This window comes from Photobacterium sp. OFAV2-7 (assembly GCF_022347985.1).
Taxonomy (GTDB): domain Bacteria; phylum Pseudomonadota; class Gammaproteobacteria; order Enterobacterales; family Vibrionaceae; genus Photobacterium.
In genome coordinates this window covers 58,081-82,410 of sequence record NZ_JAKRFQ010000001.1, presented here as the reverse complement: position 1 = coordinate 82,410, position 24,330 = coordinate 58,081, and the positions used below count along the sequence as shown (strand labels likewise).

At 52.9% G+C, this 24,330-nt stretch carries 28 protein-coding genes; 23 read left to right on the top strand and 5 right to left on the bottom strand.

Features of this window, described 5'->3' with window-relative positions; translation table 11 throughout:
* The 3 genes from flgN to flgA all read right to left on the bottom strand — a co-directional run.
* On the bottom strand, positions 1-355 hold a 355-nt coding region (gene flgN, locus MHN01_RS00405; protein ID WP_239409536.1), incomplete at its 3' end, for a flagellar export chaperone FlgN.
* Entirely contained in the window at positions 355-627 is a 273-nt protein-coding gene (gene flgM / locus MHN01_RS00400; RefSeq protein ID WP_239409535.1) for a flagellar biosynthesis anti-sigma factor FlgM, read from the bottom strand. The genes flgN and flgM, both read right to left, overlap by 1 nt.
* Before the next feature lie 93 nt (positions 628-720).
* A complete protein-coding gene (flgA, locus tag MHN01_RS00395) occupies positions 721-1,470 on the bottom strand; it encodes a flagellar basal body P-ring formation chaperone FlgA (RefSeq protein ID WP_239409534.1) in 750 nt (249 codons plus the stop codon).
* A 133-nt stretch (positions 1,471-1,603) separates the two neighbouring features.
* Between flgA and flgB the strand changes: the two genes are divergently transcribed.
* The 23 genes from flgB to MHN01_RS00280 all read left to right on the top strand — a co-directional run bounded on the left by flgB (position 1,604) and on the right by MHN01_RS00280 (position 22,226).
* Positions 1,604-1,975 (top strand): flagellar basal body rod protein FlgB, encoded by a 372-nt coding sequence (gene flgB / locus MHN01_RS00390; RefSeq protein ID WP_160656262.1) that lies wholly within the window; start codon positions 1,604-1,606, stop codon positions 1,973-1,975.
* Between the two features lie 5 nt (positions 1,976-1,980).
* Entirely contained in the window at positions 1,981-2,400 is a 420-nt protein-coding gene (flgC, locus tag MHN01_RS00385) for a flagellar basal body rod protein FlgC (RefSeq protein ID WP_239409533.1), read from the top strand.
* Between the two features lie 9 nt (positions 2,401-2,409).
* Positions 2,410-3,081: a flagellar hook capping FlgD N-terminal domain-containing protein gene (locus MHN01_RS00380; protein WP_239409532.1), complete on the top strand. Its 672-nt coding sequence runs from the start codon at positions 2,410-2,412 to the stop codon at positions 3,079-3,081.
* A gap of 32 nt (positions 3,082-3,113) precedes the next feature.
* A complete protein-coding gene (gene flgE, locus MHN01_RS00375; RefSeq protein ID WP_239409531.1) occupies positions 3,114-4,319 on the top strand; it encodes a flagellar hook protein FlgE in 1,206 nt (401 codons plus the stop codon).
* A 12-nt stretch (positions 4,320-4,331) separates the two neighbouring features.
* Positions 4,332-5,066 carry a flagellar basal-body rod protein FlgF gene (gene flgF, locus MHN01_RS00370; protein ID WP_239409530.1) on the top strand — a complete coding sequence of 245 codons (735 nt, stop codon included), beginning with the start codon at positions 4,332-4,334 and terminating at the stop codon, positions 5,064-5,066.
* A 69-nt stretch (positions 5,067-5,135) separates the two neighbouring features.
* Positions 5,136-5,921 carry a flagellar basal-body rod protein FlgG gene (gene flgG / locus MHN01_RS00365; RefSeq protein ID WP_239409529.1) on the top strand — a complete coding sequence of 262 codons (786 nt, stop codon included), beginning with the start codon at positions 5,136-5,138 and terminating at the stop codon, positions 5,919-5,921.
* A 10-nt stretch (positions 5,922-5,931) separates the two neighbouring features.
* Complete coding sequence (gene flgH / locus MHN01_RS00360) at positions 5,932-6,591, top strand: flagellar basal body L-ring protein FlgH (protein WP_239409528.1); 660 nt, start codon at positions 5,932-5,934, stop codon at positions 6,589-6,591.
* A 5-nt stretch (positions 6,592-6,596) separates the two neighbouring features.
* Entirely contained in the window at positions 6,597-7,700 is a 1,104-nt protein-coding gene (locus MHN01_RS00355; protein ID WP_239409527.1) for a flagellar basal body P-ring protein FlgI, read from the top strand.
* Positions 7,700-8,203, top strand: a complete 504-nt coding sequence (locus tag MHN01_RS00350) for a rod-binding protein (protein WP_239409526.1) — start codon at positions 7,700-7,702, stop codon at positions 8,201-8,203. The genes MHN01_RS00355 and MHN01_RS00350 overlap by 1 nt, the downstream gene beginning before the upstream one ends.
* Positions 8,200-9,606: a flagellar hook-associated protein FlgK gene (gene flgK, locus MHN01_RS00345; RefSeq protein ID WP_239409525.1), complete on the top strand. Its 1,407-nt coding sequence runs from the start codon at positions 8,200-8,202 to the stop codon at positions 9,604-9,606. Before MHN01_RS00350 ends, flgK begins: the two co-directional genes overlap by 4 nt.
* A gap of 25 nt (positions 9,607-9,631) precedes the next feature.
* The gene (gene flgL, locus MHN01_RS00340; RefSeq protein ID WP_239409524.1) at positions 9,632-10,546 is read left to right on the top strand and encodes a flagellar hook-associated protein FlgL; all 915 of its coding nucleotides are present in this window, start codon (positions 9,632-9,634) and stop codon (positions 10,544-10,546) included.
* A gap of 64 nt (positions 10,547-10,610) precedes the next feature.
* Positions 10,611-11,696, top strand: a complete 1,086-nt coding sequence (locus MHN01_RS00335; RefSeq protein ID WP_239409523.1) for a hypothetical protein — start codon at positions 10,611-10,613, stop codon at positions 11,694-11,696.
* Positions 11,697-11,988: 292 nt separating this feature from the next.
* Positions 11,989-13,257 (top strand): flagellin, encoded by a 1,269-nt coding sequence (locus MHN01_RS00330; protein ID WP_239409522.1) that lies wholly within the window; start codon positions 11,989-11,991, stop codon positions 13,255-13,257.
* Between the two features lie 219 nt (positions 13,258-13,476).
* The gene (fliD, locus tag MHN01_RS00325; RefSeq protein WP_239409521.1) at positions 13,477-15,027 is read left to right on the top strand and encodes a flagellar filament capping protein FliD; all 1,551 of its coding nucleotides are present in this window, start codon (positions 13,477-13,479) and stop codon (positions 15,025-15,027) included.
* A 13-nt stretch (positions 15,028-15,040) separates the two neighbouring features.
* Positions 15,041-15,448, top strand: a complete 408-nt coding sequence (fliS, locus tag MHN01_RS00320; RefSeq protein WP_160656302.1) for a flagellar export chaperone FliS — start codon at positions 15,041-15,043, stop codon at positions 15,446-15,448.
* Positions 15,438-15,728, top strand: a complete 291-nt coding sequence (locus MHN01_RS00315; protein WP_239409520.1) for a hypothetical protein — start codon at positions 15,438-15,440, stop codon at positions 15,726-15,728. Before fliS ends, MHN01_RS00315 begins: the two co-directional genes overlap by 11 nt.
* Positions 15,729-15,736: 8 nt before the next feature.
* The gene (locus MHN01_RS00310) at positions 15,737-16,960 is read left to right on the top strand and encodes a flagellar hook-length control protein FliK (protein ID WP_239409519.1); all 1,224 of its coding nucleotides are present in this window, start codon (positions 15,737-15,739) and stop codon (positions 16,958-16,960) included.
* Between the two features lie 44 nt (positions 16,961-17,004).
* On the top strand, positions 17,005-17,490 hold the full coding sequence (gene fliL / locus MHN01_RS00305) for a flagellar basal body-associated protein FliL (protein WP_239409518.1): 486 nt from the start codon (positions 17,005-17,007) through the stop codon (positions 17,488-17,490).
* 25 nt (positions 17,491-17,515) lie between these two features.
* Positions 17,516-18,256, top strand: coding sequence for a FliA/WhiG family RNA polymerase sigma factor (locus MHN01_RS00300; RefSeq protein WP_239409517.1), 741 nt, complete (start codon positions 17,516-17,518; stop codon positions 18,254-18,256).
* Positions 18,257-18,268: 12 nt separating this feature from the next.
* Entirely contained in the window at positions 18,269-19,120 is an 852-nt protein-coding gene (gene motA / locus MHN01_RS00295; protein WP_239409516.1) for a flagellar motor stator protein MotA, read from the top strand.
* Between the two features lie 3 nt (positions 19,121-19,123).
* On the top strand, positions 19,124-20,113 hold the full coding sequence (locus tag MHN01_RS00290) for a flagellar motor protein MotB (protein ID WP_239409515.1): 990 nt from the start codon (positions 19,124-19,126) through the stop codon (positions 20,111-20,113).
* Positions 20,114-20,236: 123 nt separating this feature from the next.
* Complete coding sequence (parM, locus tag MHN01_RS00285) at positions 20,237-21,283, top strand: plasmid segregation protein ParM domain-containing protein (protein ID WP_239409514.1); 1,047 nt, start codon at positions 20,237-20,239, stop codon at positions 21,281-21,283.
* The gene (locus tag MHN01_RS00280) at positions 21,276-22,226 is read left to right on the top strand and encodes a hypothetical protein (RefSeq protein WP_239409513.1); all 951 of its coding nucleotides are present in this window, start codon (positions 21,276-21,278) and stop codon (positions 22,224-22,226) included. The genes parM and MHN01_RS00280 overlap by 8 nt, the downstream gene beginning before the upstream one ends.
* A 107-nt stretch (positions 22,227-22,333) precedes the next feature.
* Here the strand turns inward: MHN01_RS00280 and MHN01_RS00275 are convergent, their stop codons facing one another.
* Positions 22,334-24,037, bottom strand: coding sequence for a sodium:solute symporter family protein (locus tag MHN01_RS00275; RefSeq protein ID WP_239409512.1), 1,704 nt, complete (start codon positions 24,035-24,037; stop codon positions 22,334-22,336).
* An 11-nt stretch (positions 24,038-24,048) separates the two neighbouring features.
* Positions 24,049-24,315 (bottom strand): DUF4212 domain-containing protein, encoded by a 267-nt coding sequence (locus tag MHN01_RS00270; protein WP_239409511.1) that lies wholly within the window; start codon positions 24,313-24,315, stop codon positions 24,049-24,051.
* Positions 24,316-24,330: the final 15 nt, after the last annotated feature.

The window sequence follows — 24,330 nt, the reverse complement described above, 5'->3', positions numbered from 1 at the left end:
GGCCGTTACTGTTGTTGCGGGCCTGGCACTGCAATGTCAGTTCATAGAGTTGTTGCCACAGGGCATTGCCTTGCTGGCGGTACTGGGCAGGCAAGGCTGAAAGCAGACGCTTCATGCCGGTATCATCGGCGCTGACACCCAACGACTCGAGATATTCGCAGCGGCGCTGTGCACGCTCACCAAGTTGCTGCATCAGTTGCTGTAGCTCGGCGTTATGCGTCAGCAATGCCTGGCTGTCACGGTTGACCAGCAATGTTTCCTGTTGCTGAAGCTGTCGTTCCAGCTGCTGGTAGCTCTTTACATCCAGAGCCAGTTCGCTGAGCAGGGCTTTGACCAGTTCGGCTTGGGAAGCCATTAGTTTTGTCCCTGGTAAAAGTCGACCATACTGCCGGCCAGCGAGTCCAGGTTGACCGAAACCTTGCCAGCATTCAGCATCGCCTTCATTTGCGCCACTTTGTCCATATTGACATCGCTGGTGCTCTCCATCGCCTGCTTGGCAGATTGCAGCGATTTCATCTCATGGCTGAGTTCGACTTGTGCGACAGGCGCTGTTTTTGCCCCGGCAGTTTTACTGGCAGCCTCTGTAGGTAGAACGACGGGCTGCGAGTGAGATATTTTTCCAATCATAGTCTTCACAAAAAACAGATGTGCGGTTATTGATCTAAAGCGACCACTCGGCGAAATGCTTAAATAATTTTATTTCGGCAACTAATAATACCATTAAAAGGTGGTCTGTACCCTTTGTCGCCCGATCACGGTGGCATAAATTTCTTTGCCGGATGACAGGTTCCGAACCCGGATAGATTCCCCCTCTGCACCTGACTCCAGTGCCATGCCTTTCATTTTTGCCGTCATCCCACCCATCCGGGCCTCGATAATCACCTCCTCGTTGCGCTTGACCAGCTCGGGTGCTTCGACCATTCGCGGGCTGATCACCTTGCCTGCCGAAATTTTGCGTCGGCTAGTCAGTCCGGCGACGTCATCAATGCGGGTGAAATAGCCATAGCGCATGTGGGCCAGATCACTGCGTTTAAGACTGAGATCTGTCCGGGTGATGGTTTGTCGGCGACTGAGAGGCTGTTTGGCAACCACCAGCGGAAGAAAAATAGCCACTTCGGCCCGGGTCCTGGCTTTCCAGTAGTTGGGTTGGTGGCATTCGAGGGTGACAGATAACCGGCCGACAGGTTTCGTCGGCTCGCTCAGGGTTTGGCGTAATGGTTGGTTGCAGGGCGGCAATTTTGCGGGTGGCTGGAGGCTGATCTGGTAGTCATCGCTGCCGATGCTGGCGGCGTAGCGCCGGACTTGCTTGTCCAGGTAGCGGGTGATCTCCTTTTGCACCGAGGCATGCTCTGGTGAGGAGGGAGATGTATTTTTTGCCAGGCTGCTAGCCGGGACGACACTGCCGAGCAGACAGGCGATTAACACCGTTTCCGCTCGGAAGCGGTACTTCCGCATTTGCTTAAGATGCACGCTGATACAACCGTAACTATCTGAATGTATTGATATATAACTGTTGGCATGTTTCGTGCTTGTTGCCGTTCTGGTTTGACCATCTCTATGGTGTGCCTCGAGGCACGATTGCAACAATTAATGGCGGCAGGTAATGGCAATTAACTTTGAACAAGCACTGGGGGTACACCCTAATACATTGGCGTTTCGAACACAACGCGCAAAGGTATTGGCCAGTAATTTGGCCAACGTTGATACCCCGAACTACAAGGCGCGGGATATTAGTTTCGAAGACGCGATGAGTCAGGTTGCCAATGAAGCCAGGGCGAAACATCTAGCTCGCCGCCGGCCGCAAGATTATGAGTTGCTTTATCGTGCCCCGCAGCAGCCGGCAAGGGATGGTAATACGGTCGAGCTGGGGGTTGAGCAGGCACAGTTTGCCGCCAATGCAATGGCTTTTCAGACCAGCACGACTTTTTTGAACATGAAACTCAGCGGCTTGAAAAAAGCCATTAACGGACAGTAACAGCTATGGCTTTTTCTACGATTTATGACATTGCCGGCTCCGCAATGACGGCGCAGACAGTACGCCTGAATACAGTGGCCAGCAACTTGGCTAACGCCGACGTGGTATCGGGTTCGGAGCAGGCCGGTTACCGCGCCAAGCGGCCGGTATTCTCGACTGTGATGATTGACCTCAACAGCCCGGCAGCTGGTGCCAAGGTGAAAATTGAGGATGTTATTGACAGTGACGAACCGCTGCGTCGCCGTTATGAGCCAAATCATCCTAAGGCCAATAAAGACGGGTATGTGTTTCATTCTACCGTGAATGCCGTGGAAGAGATGGCGGACATGATGGCGGCATCCCGCAGTTTTGAAACCAGTGTGGATGTCATGAGCCGGGCTCGCAGTATGCAGCAGAGTATTTTGCGTCTCGGTAAGACAAGTTAGGAGGCTTAAGTGAGTTTGCCACAAATTACGACCACCAGTCAGTACAGTCCGAAGGCGGCCTCATCTGAGCCTCAGGTGGCCGGTAACGGAATGAACCCGTCCAGTAATGATTTCCTGACCATGATGGTTGCCCAGGTGCAGAACCAGGATCCGCTGAATCCGACTGACGGTACCGAGTATCTGACCCAGTTGGGCATGATGTCGGCGGTCGAGAGCCTGGAAGGGGTCAAGTCAGGCCTGGCTAACCTCAATATCGGTATGACCAATGTGGAAATGCTACAGGCCACCAGCCTGGTCGGCAAGAAAGTGCTGATGGAGGCCAACCAGGAAATAGATGTTGCCAAAGGCCAGGTGATTGAAGGCCGTGTCCAGTTTGACAAGCCGGTCGATAGCGCCAAGGTCATGGTCTACGACGAAGACGGCAAGGTCGTGGATGAAATCAAGCTGGGCCCGCAGGGGACGGGGATGGCGGAATTTCAGATCGATGGTGACGAGTTGGGTGCCGGCTCCTATACCTTCGAGGTGCTGGCGGAAAAGGGTGACGATGCCTGGAGCCAGAAAATGATGATCGCTGCCGAAGTGGAGTCGGTCAACATTCCGTCTGACGGCGGGACGATTTTGCTGAGCCTTAAGGGGCTGGGCAAGATGTCTATGTACGATATGCGTGAAATAACGGCATAAGCCGACGAATAAGAAGCAGAGTAGGAAAGGTAATGTCAATTAATATTGGTATGAGTGGCCTGAAGTCCACCACCGAACAAATGAACACCATCAGCCAGAATATTGCCAACGTGGGCACCATTGGCTACAAGTCATCGCGTACTGAGTTTCAGGATATCTACGCGCCGGAGTTTGGCGGTGGCCAGATGAACGGTGTCGAGGTGTCAACAGTTCGCCAGAGCTTCATGAGCGGTACGACTACTCCGACCGGTCGTAACAGCGACTTGGCGATCAACGGCGAAGGCTTCTTTATGGTCCAGAGCAATGGTCAGCAGATGTTTACCCGAAACGGGGTGATGAATCTGGATGCGGACGGCTACCTGGTTACGGCGGACGGTTACCGTCTGCAAGGGTATGACGCGACCGATACCGGTCAGATCCAGACGGGTAATCTGGGTGACTTGACGGTCAGTACTGGCGATATGGCGGCGAAAATAACCTCAAGAATTAATCAGGGCCTGAACCTGGATGCCAATTCTGCCGCTATCGATCCTAAGGTGACGCCGTTTAACCGCGAGGATCCGAAGACATTTACCTCCAGCACCACTACGCCAATCTACGACTCGATTGGCGGTGAGCATGAGATGACCCAGTACTTTGTGAAAACCGGTGACAACGAGTGGCAGGTTCACTATGTACTGGATGATCAGAAAACCCCGATGCAAACCGAGCCCCTTCGTTTTGATGCCAATGGTAAGCTGGCTTCGCCAACTGGCGGTATCAGCCTGACTTTTAACCCTGGCAGTGGTGCGAGTTCGCAAACCGTGGCCTTTGATATGGCAGAAGTAAGCCAGTTCGGCAGCGATTTTTCGATTAACAAGAATGCCCAGGATGGTTATGCGCCGGGTAAGCTGGCTGGTTGGTATTTCGAAACTGACGGTACGGTATACGCACGTTACTCAAACGGCCAGACCAAGGCACAGGGTCAAGTTGTCCTGGCTCGCTTCCCCAATCAGGAAGGCTTGCAGCAGGCTGGCGGCACCCGCTGGACCCAGAGCTTTGCCTCGGGCGCACCACTGACAAGCGTTGCCGGAAGCGGCCAGATGGGCGAACTGCGTACTGGTATGTATGAAAGCTCGAACGTTGACCTGACCAATGAGATGGTTGGTCTGATGTCGGCTCAAAGCAACTACCAGGCCAATGCCAAGACGATTCAGGTCGCGCAGGAGATGACCCAGATCCTGTTCCAGAACCTGTAGTAGGAGTCGGTCATGGATAAGCTGTTATTCACCGCCATGTCTGGTGCCAGCAGGGTCATGATGGCACAGCAGGTACACGCCAATAATCTGGCCAATGTGAACACGACCGGCTTTCGCGCGGATATCGAACAGGCCGAAAGCATTGCGGTAAAAGGGGAAGGCTATAAAAGCCGTACCCTGGTAGCGGCACGAGCGGGGGGAACAGACTTTTCCAGCGGTGCCTTGCAACACACGGATAACCCGTTCGATATCGCCATTCGCGGCGAGGGCTTCTTTGCGGTTCAGGCCGGAGAAAATGGTGAAGCCTATACCCGCAGCGGGAACTTTCACCTTGATGCTGATGGCGGACTGATGCTGGGCAACCGACCGGTAATGGGAGAAGGCGGTCCGCTGGTGATTCCGCAATACCAGCAATTGGATGTCGGTACCGACGGCACTATCTCGATAGTGCCACAGGGCGGTGGCCTGGTGCAGGAAGTCGGTCGGCTGAAACTGGTGAAGCCGGATCTGGACAACGTGCGTAAAGGTGAAGACGGTCTGTTCCGGGTGGCCGGAGCAGGAGCCCAGGCTGATATGGACGAGACTGTTACGGTGGCTTCGGGCTACCTCGAGAGCAGCAACGTTAATGCTATCGACTCGCTGATCAATAACATGTCACTGTCCCGGAACTTTGAGTTCCAGGTCAAGATGATGAAAACCGCTGAAGACCTGGCCAATGCCGGTAACCGAATAATTCGCGGCAGCTAACACTGGCTTATTTGTTTGAGAGCAGCACCTGCTATGCAGGGCTGCCTGTTTTTTTAGGAGCAATACAAGATGCATGCAGCACTTTGGGTCAGTAAAACAGGCCTTGCAGCGCAAGATACCCAGATGCAGGTTATTTCGAATAACCTGGCCAACGTTAATACGGTTGGCTTTAAGCAGGACCGTGCGGTATTTGAAGATCTGTTTTACCAGATGAAAAAGCAGCCGGGTTCAATGGCTGATCAGCAGAATGAAACCCCGGGCGGCTTGCAGCTGGGTAATGGTGTTCGCACCATCGGCACCCAGAAATTGATGAAAACCGGCGCCTACCAAAACACCGAGCAGGCCACCGATCTGGCGATCCTGGGTGCGGGCTTTTTCCAGGTCGAGCTGGCGGATGGCAATACAGCGTATACCCGAAACGGTCAGTTTCATCGTAACTCTGAGGGCACGCTGGTAACCGCGTCCGGTTTGCCTTTGATCCCGAATGTTGAGATCCCGGACAATGCGGCCAGCTTCAACGTTGGCTCCGATGGCGTGGTGACAATATCGACAGCAGAGGATCCGCAGGCACAGGAAATTGGCCAGATCACACTGGCAAACTTTACCAACCCGGCAGGACTGGAAGCACTGGGCGGTAACCTGTTCAAGGAATCGGGTGCCTCGGGTGCCCCGATTGAAGGCGTGGGCGGCGAGGACGGCCTGGGCCAGATCAGCCAGTTCAGCCTTGAAGGTTCAAACGTCAACGTGGTGGAGGAAATGGTCAACATGATCACTACTCAGCGTGCCTACGAAATGAACGCCAAGGTGGTCTCCAGTGCCGATCAGATGCTGAAATTTGTCAGCCAGTCAATGTGAGTGCTCAGGCATGCTACGTGTAATTTTTTTGCTCGGTGCAATATTGCTTTCCGGCTGTGCGCCGGTTTCTTCCGTTGTCGATGTTCAGCCTAAGGAAACCGTGCCGAATATGGAGTTTCCGGAATACAAGGTTGATCCCGATGGTAGCTTGTTTAGTGCCAACTACGGTTTGGCGCTGTTTCAGGACCGCCGTGCCTTTCGCATTGGCGATATCCTGACGGTGGAGCTCGACGAGCAGACTCGTTCTAGTAAGAAGGCCGGTACCAGTTTCGGCAAGGACAGCAATGTCGGTATTGGTGTTCCGCTGATTGCCGGAAAGTCACAGCCGAAAGGCCAGTTTACCCTCGAGGGCGAGCGGGATTTCAAAGGCTCGTCGTCAAGCTCACAGCAAAACTCGTTGTCGGGCAGTATTACCGTGATGGTGGCCGACGTGCTGCCTAACGGCGTATTGCGGATCCGGGGAGAGAAGTGGCTCAAGCTTAATCAGGGCGATGAATATATTCGCCTGTCCGGCTTGGTGCGGGTCGATGATATCGATGGCTCTAACCGGGTGTCCTCGCAGCGTCTGGGCGATGCCCGGATCACTTATTCCGGCCGTGGTGCGCTGGCAGATGCCAATGAGGCCGGCTGGCTATCGCGATTCTTTAACAGTTCCTGGTTCCCGATCTGATGCTGATGAAAAAAATTATTGTGGGCCTGCTTGTGCTGGCCATGCCCTGGCTGGTGCAGGCCCGCCCGTTGTTGAGCCTGGTCGATATTCAGGGCGTGCGTGACAACCAATTGGTCGGCTACGGCCTGGTGGTTGGCCTGAGCGGTACCGGCGATAAAAGCCAGACCAAGTTTACCTCTCAGTCGGTCAAGAACATGCTGAGCCAGTTTGGGGTGCAGTTGCCGGCCAAGGCCGATCCCAAGCTCAAGAACGTTGCGGCAGTGGCAATCCATGCCACGCTTCCGCCGCTGGCCAGCAAAGGGCAGTTACTGGATGTGACGGTTTCCTCCATTGGTGATGCCAAAAGCCTGCGGGGCGGCACCTTGCTGCTGACACCGCTTAAAGGGCTGGACGGTCAAATCTATGCGGTGGCCCAGGGTAACCTGGTGGTCGGCGGGGTTAAGGCGGAAGGTAACAGCGGCAGCGGGATCACTATCAATATTCCGACCGCCGGGCTGATCCCCAACGGCGGGATCATCGAACGTGAAATCCCGTCCTCGTTTCTGACCGCCACCGATGTGGTGCTGAACCTTAAGCAGCCGGGGTTCAACACTGCTCGAAATATCGAAAAAGCCATTAACAAGGTATTCGGCCCGGAAGTTGCCGTTGCCCAGAGCCATGCTCGGATCACCGTGCGTGCCCCGCATGATCAGAACCAGCGGGTGACGTTTCTGGCAATGCTGGAAAATCTCGATGTCGAGCCAGGTCCGCGCAAGGCCAAGGTAGTGTTCAACGCCCGTACCGGCACCATCGTTGTCGGTAAGGATGTCAAGGTACACACTGCGGCAGTCAGCCACGGTAACCTGACGGTGAGTGTGGCGGAAAGCTATAACGTCAGTCAGCCGAATGCCTTTGGCCGAGGCAATACCGCGGTGACACCGGAATCCGATGTGTCGATTGACCAGGAGCGCGGCAAGGTCTTTATCTGGCCGGAAAGTGAAGACGGTACGTCATTGCAAACTATTGTCGATGCGGTAAATAGTTTAGGAGCAACGCCGAACGATTTGATGGCGATCCTGATCGCCCTTGACGAAGCTGGTGCATTGGACGGTGAGCTGGTGGTGCTGTAATGAAAATTCTCGACAACGACAATAATCCGGCTATGTATAACGATCTGACCAGCCTGCAGAACATCAAGGCCAACGGCGACAAGACCGAAGCCCTTAAGCAGGCCGCCGGCCAGTTCGAGGCGGTCTTTCTTCAGAGCGTACTCAAGCATATGCGTCAGGCATCGGACGCGCTGAATGACGAGGAAGATGCCTTGTTCAACAGCCGCCAGCAAAAGTTCTATCGCTCGATGCACGATAGCCAGATTGCGATGGAAATGAGTCAGCAGCAGAGTTTGGGCATTGCCGACATGCTGGTGAGGCAACTTGGACAGCACGAAGCATTTAAGCCACAGCACCAACTGGTCGCTGTTAATCATCAGGAGCTGAAAAATGCGTCGGTAGCAGCCAGTCCGCTGCTGGGTGATGCCGAACTTTCGTACAGTAAAGTACAACGGCCATGGTGGGGAAATTCCGCACCCTTGTCGCAGCAACTGAATATCCACCTTGATGACGAAGACTTATGAGCATAATTAATATCGGTTTATCCGGCATGAGTGCGGCCAATGCCGGGCTGTCAGTCACTGCACACAATACTGCCAATGCCATGACGCCAGGCTATAGCCGTCAGCGTATCGGTTTTGGTGCCCAGACGAGCGGGATGGGCAGTGGTGCAGGTGTCGGCGTCAGCAGCGTTGAGCGAATGGCCGACAATTACCTGAACCAGCAAATCTACAAGCAGAAAGGTTCTTGGGGTTTTAACTCGATTCGCTCCCAGTACATGGCGAAAACCGAGACCTTGCTCAATAACGACAGTACCAGTATCAATACCGGGCTGGATCGTTTCAATGCCGCATTGAGCGAGGCATCGACCAATCCGCAGGATATCGCCTATCGCCAGACTATCCTTAGTCAGAGCCAGTCGATGGTTCAGCGCTTCAATAACCTGAATGCCCAGCTGGACAGCCAGGCGCAGCAGGTGGGCGGGCAGCTAGATGCTGCTGTCTCTGAGGCTAATGCGCTGGTGGCCAGTATTGCCGAAATGAATGACAGCCTGCGTGACACTGGCGGTAGCGGACAGCAGATGACTGATCTGCTCGATGCCCGTGACGAGGCCATTCGTCAGTTGTCGTCACAGATGGATATCAATACCAACTATAACGAAGACGGTACGGTCACTATTACCCTGGATCAGGGCCAGCCGTTGGTCAGTGGGTCGCAGGCCAGCACCCTTCGCCAGACGGCGGACGGCGGCTTGGAGCTGCAGCGTGGCCAGGGGCGTTTCGCCCTGGATGACAAACTGGGCGGGACCATCGGTGGACTGCTGAATTACCGCGATGGTGAACTCAAAGAGCTGCAGAAAGAGCTCGATGTCATGGCATATAGCTTTGCGACCCAGTTTAACGAGGTACATAGCCAGGGCTATGATCTGAACGGTGATCAGGGCCTGGCGGTGTTTGGCGGTGTCGACAAGATTGACGGCGCGGCAAAGAACCTGACTTTGCTGATTGATGATCCCAAGCAGCTGGCGTTTGCCGCCAAGCCGGGAGAGCCGGGCAACAGCGAGAATCTTCAGCAGCTGATTGATCTGAAAAACGCCCCGATAGCGATTGATATCAGCACGCTGGATCCTGCCGAGGCAGAGAAGTATAAAAGTGCCATTGCGGTTCTTGACGGCAAAAGCATCTACAACAGCTATACCGGTATTACCGGGGACTGGGCGATTAAAACAGCCCAGCTCGAGGCGGACACCAGTGCGGCGAAGTCTTTGGTCGAGCAGGCTGAAGGTGAGCGAGCCAGTGTCAGCGGGGTCAACCTTGATGAAGAGGCGGCCAATATCATGACCTATACCCAGATGTATCAGGCCAATGCCCAGGTGATTTCAACGGCGCAGCAGCTATTTGATATCACTTTGTCGATGTTTCGCTAACGGATCATAACGAGAGGAAATTGCCATGCGTCTAAGTACGGCTCAGCTCAACAGTGTCATGCTTACCAGCATGCAGACCTCGACCACCGGGGTTAACAAGTCGTTTATGCAGATGAGCTCCGGTGAGCGAATGCTTAAGCCGTCGGATGATCCGCTCGGTTCGGTTCAGCTGATGATGCTGGATCGCGAGCAGGCGAATATCAATCAGTTCCAGAAGAATATCTCAAACCTGGAAGCACAACTGGGGCAGACGGAATCTCACCTGGATGCGTCGAACAATGCTGTACTGCGTGCACAGGAGCTGGCAACCAGTGTCCTTAACGCCAGTAATAGCACCACCGCCGGCCGCGAGGCGATTGCCACCGAGCTCGATGCGATACTGGATCAGCTCGCTGATATTGCCAACAGCAAAAATCCCAATGGCGATTATATTTTTGCCGGTACGCTAACCGATACCCAGCCGGTGGCAAAAGATCCGGCAACAGGTAAGTACGTATTCATGGGCAATACTGACCAGCGCATGGTTCAGGTGGCAGAATCGATGACAATTCCTGCCAATCAGACTGCCGGTGAGATTTTTTTTGCTGGCGGAAGTGATATATTCAACACCTTGGATCAGCTGGTAACCGACTTGCGTGACCCGTCCGTAGTGCAAGATGAGCTTAAGGCCAGTGTGACCAATGCTCAGGTGTCGATTGATGACACCATGGGCAGTATCAACAAGGTGTGGACAGAAGTCGGTGGACAGCGTAATGCCCTGACCATGGTCGATGGTTCGCATCAGGACAATAAGCTGCTGAATGATAAGTTAATCGGTGAAGTGAAGGATCTGGACTACAGTGAAGCGATTCTGGAAATGAATACCCAGATGGCGGCGCTGCAGGCAACCCAGATGACTTATAGCAAGATCCAGAACTTATCCCTGTTTAAATTGATGTAATCGGGGCAGCCCGAAGGGCCGGTAGCAAAGTTTCGGCCCTGTCAGATTGAAATACGAGGCCACATTGGTTAATCAAATTACCTCCAGCCACAATACTCTGCGTAGTAGTGACAGTACCCAGCCTGACCGTATCGCGAAACAGCAGCCTGTTGTCGCAGTGGCAAAGGTTAGTGAGAAACAACCGAAACAGCAGCAACAGTATTCGAGTTTAGGCGGCAAAAATCGCAGCCTGCTGGTGCAGACTAGCGAGGCACACCGACAGGCGGCCCAGGCCCAGAGTGCCCAGAAGGCGCTGAAGGAAGCGAGTGATTTGCTGACCCAGCTGCGTCAGATGGCACGCCGATCGCTCAATGTGCAGGAAAACAAAAAAGACCAGTTACAGCAGTCACTGCACCAGTTGAAGAATAAGCTGGTTAAGCTGACACGTGAAGCCAAGTACGAGGGCGAATCGGTGCTGCACCACGACCTGACGCCACGGCTCAGTGATCAGCCGCAGCAGGAAAGCTTTTCGATGAAAGGCCTGCGCCTGAATACCCTGCGCCAGCAAGATGAAATCTTACGTTTTCAGTTTGATTCCGGGATGCCGAACTCGGTACGGGCACGTATTGATAATGACGAGTCGACAGCTGAAATTGCCGAGAAGCTGAATCAGGCATTTGCGCCGCGCAACATTCAGGTTGATGTCGATAAATATGGTGACTTGGCCTTTTCGGTGCCGAAGGAGCAGTGGCCGTCAATCAAGAAAGGGATCTGGATGTCGGGCGGTGGGCAGATCCTGCCAGCTGGCAATCCGGTTAAAGCTAAGTTGGAGTCGCATGACAAGCAGGCCGTGGAGCCGCAGGAGCTGGAGTTCGGTAAGCCCCAGTCTACCCGCAAGGCCTTGGCTGATATCGAGCGGATGATGCAGAAGATCCAGCAGGCACTGAGTCAGATGAACAAGGTTCAGCGTCAGGTAAGCATGGATCTCGAGCAGCTGATCACGACCAATATGATGAAGTCCGGTGTGATCAATGCCGATGGTGTGATAGAGGCAAGCTGGTTGGAAGCGCCTAATAATGTATCGCTGCAACTGATTGATAATGCGGTACCGACACTATTGGCGCAAGCTAATGCCTCTAGGCATAACGTCGTGGCGTTACTCGAACCGTAAGCGACTCTATATTTTGAAAGTTATACAAAAGCAAGGTAAAAGCGAGCATCAGCTCGCTTTTTTGTGCGCGGTTTAAAAGGGGATTTGGACTGGGATTGGAAGCGGTATCACGCTGTATTGTTTTTTTAAAAAAAAGACGAAAAAGGGTTTAAGCATTTCAGTTTGCAGGTCGCATTAAAAAAGTAACACGACAAGAAGCACTGTCATTCGAGCCTCGACCCAAGCATTTCAACGCTGGTTTTGACATCCGTTTTGACATAGCTCGTTTAATACTGAACTGAGGAATATTCCCATGGCAATGAGCCTTAACACCAACTTCGCATCCCTGAATGCACAGCGCAACATGATGGGCACCCAGAACTCCCTGAACACATCATTGAACCGCCTGTCTACCGGCCTTCGCATCAACAGCGCAGCAGATGATGCTGCAGGTATGCAGATTGCTAACCGCATGGACTCTCAGATCAACGGTCTGGGTGTGGCTCAGCGTAATGCCAATGACGGTATTTCTATGTCACAGACTGCAGAAGGCGCACTACAGGAATACACTAACATCCTGCAGCGTCAGCGTGACCTGGCTGTTCAGGCTAAAAACGGCACCAACTCAGATTCTGACCGTGCGGCACTGGACAAAGAGTTCCAGGCACTGAGCAAAGAGCTTAACCGTATCACCGAAACCACTACTTTCGGTAAAGGCGAAAAGCTGTTTGATAAGCTAAATACTGGTGTGAACTTCCAGGTAGGTGCTGAAGTTGATCAAGGCGTTGCGGGTGCGCTTCCTACAGTTGTCGACGACGGTAAAGGTAACCTTCGTGCACAAGCTGATATTGCAGATGCACTGGAAGCAACGCTAGGTACTACGACAAAAGCGGATCTTACAAAAATTAAAGCTGGTGCGACAGCACTGAAAGATCCAACGATTGCCTCTAACTTTGCTATGACAGCTGATACTGTTGAAGCACTTAAAGCTGTGGGCATCACAGAAGCTAAAGACGGTACTGCAATCGCAGTTGGTACAACGCTAGATAAAATCGATTTGCCAGATGATTTTGCAACTAAAATGGGTGACCTAGAAACAGTTGCAACGGCTGCTGAAGCTTACCAAACAAAAGTTGATGCAGGCACACAAGTTGTAGCTGATATGAACGCTGTAACTACCGCACTAAACAACTATGCAGCAGCAACTGCTGGTGGCGCTGGTGCTGGTGCGAACACTATCAACGTTAAAGTGGATGCTTCTGACCTAAGTACGGGCTCTCTGGGTGACATCACATCAGAAGCCAATGCAGGAACAGCTGTTACTGAAATTGACAAGCTAATCGAAAACGTTGGTTCTATCCGTGCTGACCTGGGTGCGACACAGAACCGCTTCCAGTCTACTATCAACAACCTGGGCAACATCAAAGAGAACATGTCTGTAGCTAAAGGCCGTATCGTTGATGCGGACATCGCGGCAGAATCTGCCAACATGACTAAGCAGAACACGATGATGCAGGCTGGTATCACTGTGCTTTCTCAGGCAAACCAGATGCCAAGCATGGTTTCTCAGCTACTACGTTAATTGTTGTAGTTCTCCTTATTGCAGGCGGCTATTTTATGTCGCTCCATTATTCAGAGCGGAAGTTTTACTTCCGCTTTCTTTTTATCTGCCCCTTTAAAATCACCACTTTAAAGATGGTATGGATTTTGCTAATAGTGCTGCTTCAGAGCGCTGGATATGATAACTGGTCATTCCGGTTGGCTGGCTCGAGGTACAGGCACTCTTGGCGGAGAATAGAATATGTTAATGACAGGATTAGGTTCAGGTATCGATTATGAAAGCATGATCGGTGCTATTGTTGCTGCCGAACGTGCCCCGAAAGATAACCAGCTCAACCGCCAGGAAGGCATGAATAGTGCCGAAATGGATGCACTGAAAGAAATTCAGAACACCATTAACAGCTTCCGCGACAAAGTCGAGGATCTGAACTCCAGCAGCGATCTTGAAAAACTTAAGTCGACATTAAGTAATGATGATGTGTTGTCAGTGACGGTTGACAGTAATGCGGTTGCTGGTGAATACAGCTTCGAGGTAACTCAGCTGGCCAAGGCCCAGCGTGATCAGCTGTTCAAGGTATCGGATGGCAGTACTTTCACCAAGGGTAACATTAGCTTTGGCTCGGTCAATATTGATATCGCCACCTTGCAGACAGATTTGATCAGCAAGGAAAACGACAACAAGCAGGCACATCAGGATAAGGTCTACAAAGAGATTGCCGACAAGCACGGTCTTGATGTCACGACGGACAAGGCTGCAATCGAAGATATTCTGACCAATTCGGCCAACCCGGATTTCGATCAGAGCCGGTTAGATAGCTACAACAGCCGACAGCAGTCTTACGATGACAAAGTGACCCGCCTGACCAATGACGGGGTGACGATTGAGGAGTTGCAGTCGGCGATTAACAATCATGCTGACAACGACGGCGTAAAAGCCACCCTGGTGCGCTCTGGCGACGGGATCAGCATGGTACTGAATGGCAAAAATACTGGTCAGGCGAATGCTATCGGTGCCGTTAACGTCACGCTTAATCCTGCGGATATCAAGGGTAATACGGTTGACATTACCCAGCCAGACAATGGCAATAAGAGCTTGCAGGCAGCCGAAGATGCCATCGTCAAGTACGGCTCGATGGAGCTGACCTCGGCAACCAACAAGATGGAAAATGTGATCGACGGTATCAGTCTGAATCTGAAAGATACCGGTACGGTCAACGTCACGGTTGAGCGTGACGATGCGGCAGTCAATACCAATATCAAGGCCTTTGTCGAAGCCTATAACTCGGTGATCGAGACGGTAAATATCTACACCAAATCGAGTGAGGATTCAGCCGCGGCGCTGTCAGGCGACTCGGCTACCCGCAGCATGATCAGCCGAATGCGCGGAGTGATCGGTGACGAATATACCGCATCGACCTTCCAGACGTTATCACAGTTGGGGATCACCACTACCCGTGAAGGGACGCTGGAAATCGACCAGAAGAAGCTTGATAAGGCGCTGGAAGATGACTTCGAAGCCGTCTCGACCCTGTTTCTGGGTGATGACACCCAAACCGGCATGATGGATGAAATGCTGGTGATCCTGGATGACTACCACAAAAACGGTGGTGTCTATGACCGGCGTATTGACCAGCTGGAATACAGTAACAAGCAGATCACCGAAGATCGCGAGAAGCTGGATGAGCGAATGGAAGCCAAAACCATCTACCTGCGTAACTATTACGCCAAGATGGATAGTCAAATTGCCCAAATGAACCAAACCCAGAGCATGCTGGTTAGCATGTTGATGTAATTTAGAGCGAAGAATGATGAATAACGAAGGTCTAGGTGCTTACCAACATTCACAGAACCATGCCCAGGCGGCATCGGCCAGCCCGCACCGTCTGATCCAGATGTTGCTGGAAGGGCTGCTGGAAAATCTGGGCCGTGCCCGCGGTTTTATGGAGCGCGACCAGATTGCCGATAAAGGTATGATGATTTCCAAGTGTCTCGATATTTTGAACGGCCTTAGCACCGTACTGGACGAGGAAAAAGGCGGTGAGGTGACGCAGGAGCTATTTCGTCTCTACGACTACTGCGGTCGCCGTTTGTTCGAGGCCAACATCAACAACGATGTGGAAGCCATTGACGAGGTGAGCCGCTTGATTAGCGACATCCTTGAAGGTTGGGTGGTACTCAAACCTAATCGTGTGCAGGTGGCCAGTGAAGCTTGAGTTGCAGTTGCAGAGGCTGCACGACAAGTTCGAGCAGGCACTGGCGGCTGGGGACTGGGACGCGCTCGCTGTGTTGGATGCTAAGTTGCAACAGGCGATTCCGCGTATCAGGCAGCAAGTATTGACGGTTGCCGGTAAGCAGCAACTTGAACGGTTAAATGCGCTGTATAGCACCATGATCGCTGAAGGCGAGCGAGAAAAGGCACGTACCCAGCAGCAACTAAAGCAGCAGGAGAGCAACCGTGAAGGTATGCACGCCTATATGCAAAATAATCAATAAAGGGTGACATGCAAGTATCAGCCAATGTAGCCGTAAAAACGGCTTCCCAAACATCATCCACAGACTCGCGAAAGGTTCAGCCAAACAACGCCGGAGACAGTGAGCCGATGAGCTTTGCTGAGTTCGAGCAACGGCTGGATAAATCGTCGGGGACGAAGGATGAGAGCAAAGCCTCTGATGATTCACCTGAAGAGTCAGAACAGCCGTTATCGGCGGATGCGCAGATTCAGGGGCAACAGGATAAACCCTTTGAAGCGACAGCCATGAATCAGGCCCAGCAGGGAGCCCAGAAAAGCTCTTCTGCGGCTGCGAACAACAAGACTGGAATGGTAACGGGCACGGCAACGACGCCTCAGTTCCTTGCAGCTCAGAACCAGGCTCTTCAGCCTCAGATGGCACCTGCTGGTGAGGAGGGAGCCGGCGCGGTGTCTGGACGAGAAACCGGGCTACAAGCCAACTCGTTTCTGACGCAGTTGGCCGGACAGAATGCAGGACAAAACGTCGTACAAACTGCTCAGCAAAAAATGGCACAACACACAGGTCAGGCGGCGCAGCAGGCTCCAGCCAGTCCCGAGTTGCTTGAACAAATGCAGCTCCTTCTTAAGCAGCCAAAGCCGAATACTGGTGACGCGCTGTCGCTGGCTAAAGGAATGACGATGCCGCTGGACGGTGCCTTGACCGATAAGCTGACAGCTGGCGTGATGCCGGTGCCTGCGCAGAGTGCACATAGCAGCCTTGTGGTCGGTGGTAGCAACCTGAGCGCGCCTGCTTCAGGTGCGCCTGCCAGTGCAGCGCAACAGCTGTATGCCGGGGTCGATGTTACCCAGCCTGAATGGGGACGCGACTTGGTTGAGCAACTGCGTTCGCGTATGCAGCTGAGTAAAACGGATCAGATCCAGCATGCCCATGTCAGGCTTGACCCGCCCGAGCTAGGGCGGCTGGAAGTTAACCTCCGCCTGGATGGCGACAAGGTCTCGGTGCACTTTACCGCAGCCCATCCACAACTTCGCGAAGCGTTGGCAGCCAATGCTGACCGGTTACGTTTTGATTTTGACGGTAGCCAGATGCAGCTGGCGGACGTTTCCGTTTCCAGCGGTTTGTACCAGCAGTCACACCAGCAATCAGGCATGGACGATGAGCCGGGCATTATGGCCAACCAGGCCGTGATTCAGTCCGAAGAAGCGTCGACGGCGGCTTCTGGGTTGGATGGTCGCTACGAGGCCATGGTTTGACGGTGTGGTTTGATGGCGCGGTTTGAAATAAGTAAGAAATTAATATGACTGAAGAAGTAAAAGAAACAAAGAGTAAGCTTCCGCTGATCATTGCCGCTGCTGTATTGGTTGTTGCCCTCGCCGGGGGCGGTGGCTGGTGGTATTTCCAGCAGCAGGCGAAACAGCAGGCTGTGGTCGAAGTGGCCGAGAATGTGCCTGCGGCAGCGTTGGTGAAGAAGCCGGTGTTTCTGCCCCTGAAAAAGTTCATAGTCAGTGTGCCCGGTGACGACCGCTTGCACTACCTGATGATGGAGCTCTCACTGATGAGCTACAGCCAGGACCAGCTCGATATCGTCGGGGAATATATGCCGGTTGTTCGCAATGCAGTGATCACCCTGCTGAGTGAACAGCATTACAACGAGCTGGCCCAGCCGGGCGTGATGAAGCCATTGCAGGAGGCATTGCGCGAGTCTATTCAGACTGTCATGAATGACATGGTGAGCAGCAAGGGGATCGACCAGGTACTGATCACCAAGATGGTGATTCAGTAAGGAGTCTGATGTGCACGGTGCAGCAATGTCTTATGAATCTCAGGGGCTTCATGCCTACCAGCAGAGCCGCCAACTGGGTCAGAAATCGCGGGAACAGCGCCTGATCAAACAGTTTTCCGGTCTTGTAAAGCGTGTTGTGAGGCACCTGGCAGGGCAGGTAACGACGGTAATGTCATCGGAAGATATGGAGCAGATAGGCCTGGTGGCGCTGCTTGATGTTATTCGCCGCTACCCGGATGAAGACGATGCCGCATTGGAACGTCTGGCAGTGCAACGTGTTCGTGGCGCCATTCTTGATGAGCTGCGCCGGATGGACTGGCGCTCTCGACGGTCTCGCCAGAACGGCCATGAACTTCGGGATGTCGAGCGTCAGCTCAGCCGTCAGCTGGGACGGGTGCCAACCGATCAGGAACTGGCGGCTGAAATGGGCATTGAGCTGGCTGATATTCAACAGCGCCGGCTTGATACCCAGGCCGAAAATCTCGGTAGCCTGGAAGGGATGCAGGAAGATGGTGAGCAGTTTTTCGGCCTGAGCTTTCAGTGCAACAGCTATGAGCGAGCACAGCTCAAACAGGCGATGGCCAAGGCGCTGTCGAGGCTGTCCGAGCGAGAGCAGATCATGCTGAGTTTCTACTACGAGCATGAAATGAACCTGAAAGAAATTGCCCTGGTCTTTGAGCTGACCGAAGCACGAGTTAGCCAGATCCATAAAAAAGCGCTGAAAAGCCTTAACAGTATGTTGACTGACTGGCGTGAGTCAGTTTAACGGAGTAACAAGATGCAAATTATTATCGGTTTTGTCATTGTTTTTGGGTGTATTATCTACGGTTACACCCATGCATCCGGGCGCTTGCTGGCGCTTTGGCAGCCCGCTGAATTCATTATTATCATAGGGGCCGGCTTGGGCGCTATGGTGATCTCCAACCCAACCTATGTTCTGAAAAATACCCTAACCCGCCTCAAGATGGCGTTCGGCAAGGGGTACAAGGCCGATTTCTATAAATCGACCCTGGAATTGATGTTTGAATTGTTGGAAACCATTCGCAAGGACGGGATCAAAAAGCTCGATGACCATATCGAGAACCCTGAGAGCAGTGCGATTTTCAACAAGTACCCGGAGGTGGCCAAGTCCAATGTCCTGGTGAGCTTTATTACCGACAATCTGCGCATGATGGCCATGGGCAAGATGAATCACCATGATTTGGAAGCGGTGCTGGAGCTCGAACTGCATACCCTGGAAGAAGACCTGATGCGCCCGTCGAAAGCGCTGGGCAAAGTCGGTGAGGCGATGCCGGGTTTCGGTATCGTCGCTGCGGTATTGGGGATTGTGGTAACGATGCAGAGCATTGGTGGCGATCTGGCCCTGATTGGGGTCAAAGTTGCCGCGGCATTGGTGGGGACCTTCTTCGGTATCTTGATGTGTTATGCGGTCTTTGAGCCGCTGGCAGCTACCGTTGGCAACCAGGTGAAGAAAGAGATGATGGCGCTGCATATGATCTCGGCCATTCTGGTTGCTCAGGTGCAGGGCAAGCCGACCTTGTTGGCACTGGATGCCGGACGTAAGGTGCTGCACAGCGAGTATAAGCCGACCTTTGCGGACATGGAAAACTGGATGACAGGGCAGTCGTAAACCATGAGCAAAGAACACCATATTATTGTTGTAAAGAAAAAAGCCCGCGGTCATCACGACGAGCATCATGGCGGTGCCTGGAAAGTGGCCTTTGCCGATTTTGCGGTCGCGATGATGGCTTTTTTCATGGTGCTATGGCTGATGGGGATCACCACCCAGGAAGAGCGGATAGAAATTGAAAAGCGCCTTCAGACAGCGACGGTGTTCGACAATATTTTCGAGATCACCAACAGCCCGTTTCCGATTGATTTTGATGGCAACATGTCGCCATTCGAGAAGCCAATGAGTGAAATCACTCCGGGAACGGATCGTTTCGGTAAGTCGATGTTTGCGCCGTCATCGGACAGCGAGCAACAAGGCGGCCGGGATCGCAAGCTTAACTCGGCGCTGGCAGGGAAGAACCTGTCGATCCCTGAACTAAAGGTGCTGGCAAAGGCGCTGGAGATCATTGCCGAAGAGCTGTCGGCATCGAACAATATCGTGCTGGAAATTGTGCCACAGGGATTGCGAATTTTGATTCAGGATGATGATGATCACTTCATGTTTGAGCGTGGCAGCATTCAGATCACGCCGTTCTTTGAAGACATGCTATTTAATATCGCGCCGGTACTGGGACAGATCCAGAACCGACTGGTGATCAGTGGCCACACTGACAGTACCCAGTTCCAGCGCAGAGATTACAGCAACTGGGACTTGTCAGGTGCTCGTGCCCTGAAGGCCCGTGAGGTGCTGGTGGACTCCGGTTTGCCTGTCGACAATGTGTTGCAGGTTGCTGCGATGGCTGAACGGATGCCGGTATACGAGAAGGATACCCGAAGCGGGAAAAACCGCCGGATTGAAATGATGGTGCTTACCAGGGAAGCCGACGAACAGTTGGCCCTGCTGTTTGGTAAGGGGCAGCCACATGTTAATGAAGGCAAGGCTGTAAACAAGGCCCGAGATTATGCCGAGGCGAACCGTCCGGTCTCGCGTCTGGAGATGCTGACGAACTAAGTGTTTCTGTCAGCGTTGTTATTTGATTTTGTTTTAGTTGATTGAACTTGGCTCGGTATTGACGAGGGTAGCTTTCAATACCGGGTTGGTTACGAAATATTAATAGTTATTGTGAGTAAAGTTATGACGGTATCTGCGTTTAAAATTGCGGTTGATGATGGGTCAACAAATGTGAAGGTAAGCTGGATTGAGAACAATCAGCTAAAGACCATCGTATCACCGAACTCTTTCCGTAAAGACTGGAAGAGTGCTGCACTGCGACGCGATAAGAAGGTTTATAACTACACAATCGGTACAACCAAATACACTTACGATGCGACATCGGACAAGGCGCTGGAAACCACGCACGTTGACTATCAGTATGATGATCTGAACCTGCTGGCGGTGCACCATGCGCTGCTGCAAACTGGCCTGAAACCTTGCCCGGTGATTCTGGTGGTTACCTTGCCAATTACCGAGTTCTACAACTCAGAAGACTGTCAGCGCAATGAAGAAAAAATTGCCAAGAAACGCCAGAACCTGATGCGCGAGATCAGCCTGAACAAGGGTGAGCTGTTCGAAGTAGTGGATGTTGAGGTGATGCCGGAGAGCCTGCCTGCGGTAATGTCGACCCTGATTAACTCCAACTGTAACGAGTTTACCCGTTCGCTGGTGATTGACTGTGGCGGTACGACGCTGGATATGGGTATTGTGGTTGGTGAGTTTGATGACGTATCGGCTATCTATGGTAATAACGAAATCGGTGTGTCGATGGTAACGGATGCGGCGCGCAAGGCCCTGGCTTCTGCCGACAGTGATTCTAGCTACCTGGTGGCCAACGAGCTGATCAAGCGCCGTAACGATCTGGAGTTTGTCAAAGATGTGGTGAACGACGAATCCAAGCTCGACAGCATCCTGGACAAGATCGATATCAAGATTGAAGAGCTGGGCAATGCGGTGGCCTATGAAGCGAAGAAATTTGCCAAGAACCCGAACCGCGTTTACCTGGTCGGTGGCGGTGCGCCGTTGGTTTACCCGGCAATCATGTCGGCGTATGAAACCCTGGGCGAGCGTGTGGTACTGATCAAGGATGCCCAGTCAGCCCTGGCTCGTGAGCTGTGCCTGTACAATACCGAAGAAGAAGATATTCACATCGAGCGCGAGACCCTCATCGAGGTAGAAGATGAGTAGTAAGCTAAAGCGGGTTAACTACTCGATTTATCTAAATCCGGTTAACTCCTTGTCCGACCGCTATGCGGTCGGCATTATGCAGAAGTGGGTCAACGAGCGTAAGGATATGCTCGATAATCCAGATGATGGCCTCAATCTGCATAACAGTCTGCACATGCACAAAAACATCTACCTGTCGGGGATGTTTCTGCACTTGCTGAGCCCGACACTCAGTGCCGGGCTGGCCAATTCGCTTGGCGATGACTCCATTAAAATGGCGACACTGAAGCAGCAGCTTGATGCCTGCGGACTGGTGGTGCCAATGGCGCCGACCCAGGAGTCGGGGATCTCCCGGGAAGACTTGGATAGCCTCAGGGCCGCTGTCGATATGACGCCGCTGCTGGGTGAAATTCAGTCCCTGCGTGGCGAGCTGCAGCAGGCGAGTGAGCACCAGCGTCAGGCCAGCGAGGCGCATCAGCATCAGTTGCTTCAGGCAGCCGAGCGTGAACAGGCCCTGTTACAGGGACAGCAAAATACCCAACAGGAACTGGTCGAAACCCGACAGACGCTGATGAGCTTGTGCTCGGAACTGGCCGAGTCGGTGGCGGCGAATATAGCTTCGGCTGACGAGATTTTTGCACCAGAACCTGTTGCTCCCGACCCTGCTGCTTCCGAAGCTGTCGCCCCAGCAGCGGTTGATCCTGAGGTGGCAACACCTAATGACGCAGTGGTTACAGCTGACTTCTCCGAGTTGCAGCAGGCATTGACGGAAGAGATCCGCGCCAATAACCACAAGCGTGAGATTGCAGAGCTCAAAGCCTTGATCAAGGCGCAAAGCCAGCTGATCAAAACCCTGTCTCTGAATGGTACTGCGGAGCAGGCGAAAGCCCAACCGGAAGAAGAAGCCGACTTGACTACGACCATTGCCAGTATGCAGAAGGTCAAGAAAAAAGGGTTGTGGTAAGCCTCCTTGGCGAGCAATGGTGAATCAAATAGGCGAACCAGGACGAATAAAAAAACGGAGCATCATGCTCCGTTTTTGTCATCTAGCCACTGACTTTCCAGGCAGTATTAGTGATCGTGTGCGGCACCTGCGCCTTTCGGATAACGGATAGACTCAACCATATCCTGTACTTCTGTCGGTACTTCGGCAGTGAACTTGTTCACAACAATCGAGACAACAAAGTTCAGACACATACCCAGCGTACCGATACCTTCAGGGCTGATACCGAAGAACCAGTTGTCAGGCGTACTTGCTGCCGGGTTGATGAACTTGAAGTAGATGATGTAAGAGGCGGTAAATACGATACCGGCCAACATACCTGCAATCGCCCCTTCCTTGTTCATCTTCTTGTAGAAGATACCCAGGATGATGGCAGGGAAGAAGGACGCCGCTGCCAGTCCGAAGGCAAAGGCCACAACCTGTGCCACAAAGCCCGGTGGGTTGATACCCAGGTAACCGGCACCGACAATGGCGACGGCTGCGCCTACCCGAGCGGCGAGCAGTTCCTGTTTGTCAGTCATATTCGGCTTGAAGCCTTTCTTCAGTAAGTCATGGGAAATCGAGGTCGAGATAACCAGTAGCAGACCGGCGGCTGTCGATAGTGCGGCGGCCAGGCCACCTGCTGCCAGCAGGGCTACCACCCAGTTAGGCAGGCTAGCTAGTTCAGGACTTGCTAGTACGATGATATCGCGGTTGATCTTCATCTCGTTGCGATCATCGCCCGAGTAGAACATCTTGCCGTCGCCGTTCTTGTCTTCCCACTGAACCAGGCCAGTTTTCTCCCAGTTGGTCACCCAGCTCGGTGCTTCTGCCGCGGCCACACCCTTCATGTCAGGACCATTGATGGTTTCAATCATGTTGACGCGGGCAAATGCGGCAACAGCCGGTGCTGTGGTGTATAGCATAGAGATGAACAGTAGTGCCCAGCCTGCTGAGATACGGGCATCTTTAACACGCGGTACCGTGAAGAAACGGATGATAACATGTGGCAGACCGGCGGTACCGACCATTAGCGCGGCACAGATAAAGAATACGTCAACCATACTCTTCGAGCCGTCGGTGTAGGCGGTAAAGCCTAATTCCGTGGTTAACCCGTCCAGCTTATCCAGTACATAGGTTTCCGAACCTGATATTGTTGAGCCCATACCGATTTGTGGCAGCGGGTTGCCTGTCATCATGATAGACGTGAAGATCGCCGGTACCAGGAAGGCAAAAATCAGTACGCAGAACTGGGCAACCTGGGTGTAGGTGATCCCTTTCATGCCGCCTAATACTGCGTAGAAGAACACGATACCCATACCGATGATGATACCCATGTTGATATCAACTTCCAGGAAGCGGGCGAATACCACGCCAACCCCACGCATTTGGCCTGCAACGTAGGTAAAGGAAACGAAGATGGCACAAAAGACAGCTACCATACGTGCAGTTTTGGAGTAATAACGCTCACCAATGAAGTCAGGCACGGTGAACTGACCGAACTTACGCAGGTAAGGCGCAAGACAGAGGGCTAGCAGTACATAACCGCCGGTCCAACCCATCAGGTATACCCCGCCGTCATAGCCGACAAAAGAGATGATACCAGCCATTGAGATGAAGGAGGCTGCCGACATCCAGTCAGCGGCAGTTGCCATGCCGTTGGCGACCGGGTGAACGCCGCCGCCGGCGACATAGAATTCACTGGTTGAGCCGGCGCGGGCCCAGATTGCGATGCCGATATACAGCGCAAAGGTGATACCTACTAATATAAACGTCCAGGTTTGGATATCCATGCTAAAACCTCTTAGTCTTCATGTACGTTGAACTTACGGTCGAGCGCATTCATACGCACTACGTAGACAAAAATCAGGACAACAAAGGTATAAATAGAACCTTGTTGTGAGAACCAGAATCCGAGCTTGAAGCCGCCAAGCTGGATGCTGTTGAGGGCATCGACAAACAAAATGCCTGCGCCGTAAGATACGAGGAACCAGATGGCTAGGAGGGAGCCCATCGTAGCGAGGTTCTCTTTCCAATAGGCCTGGGCCTGCTCCTTGGATTCAAACGCCATTGTCATCTCCTTTCA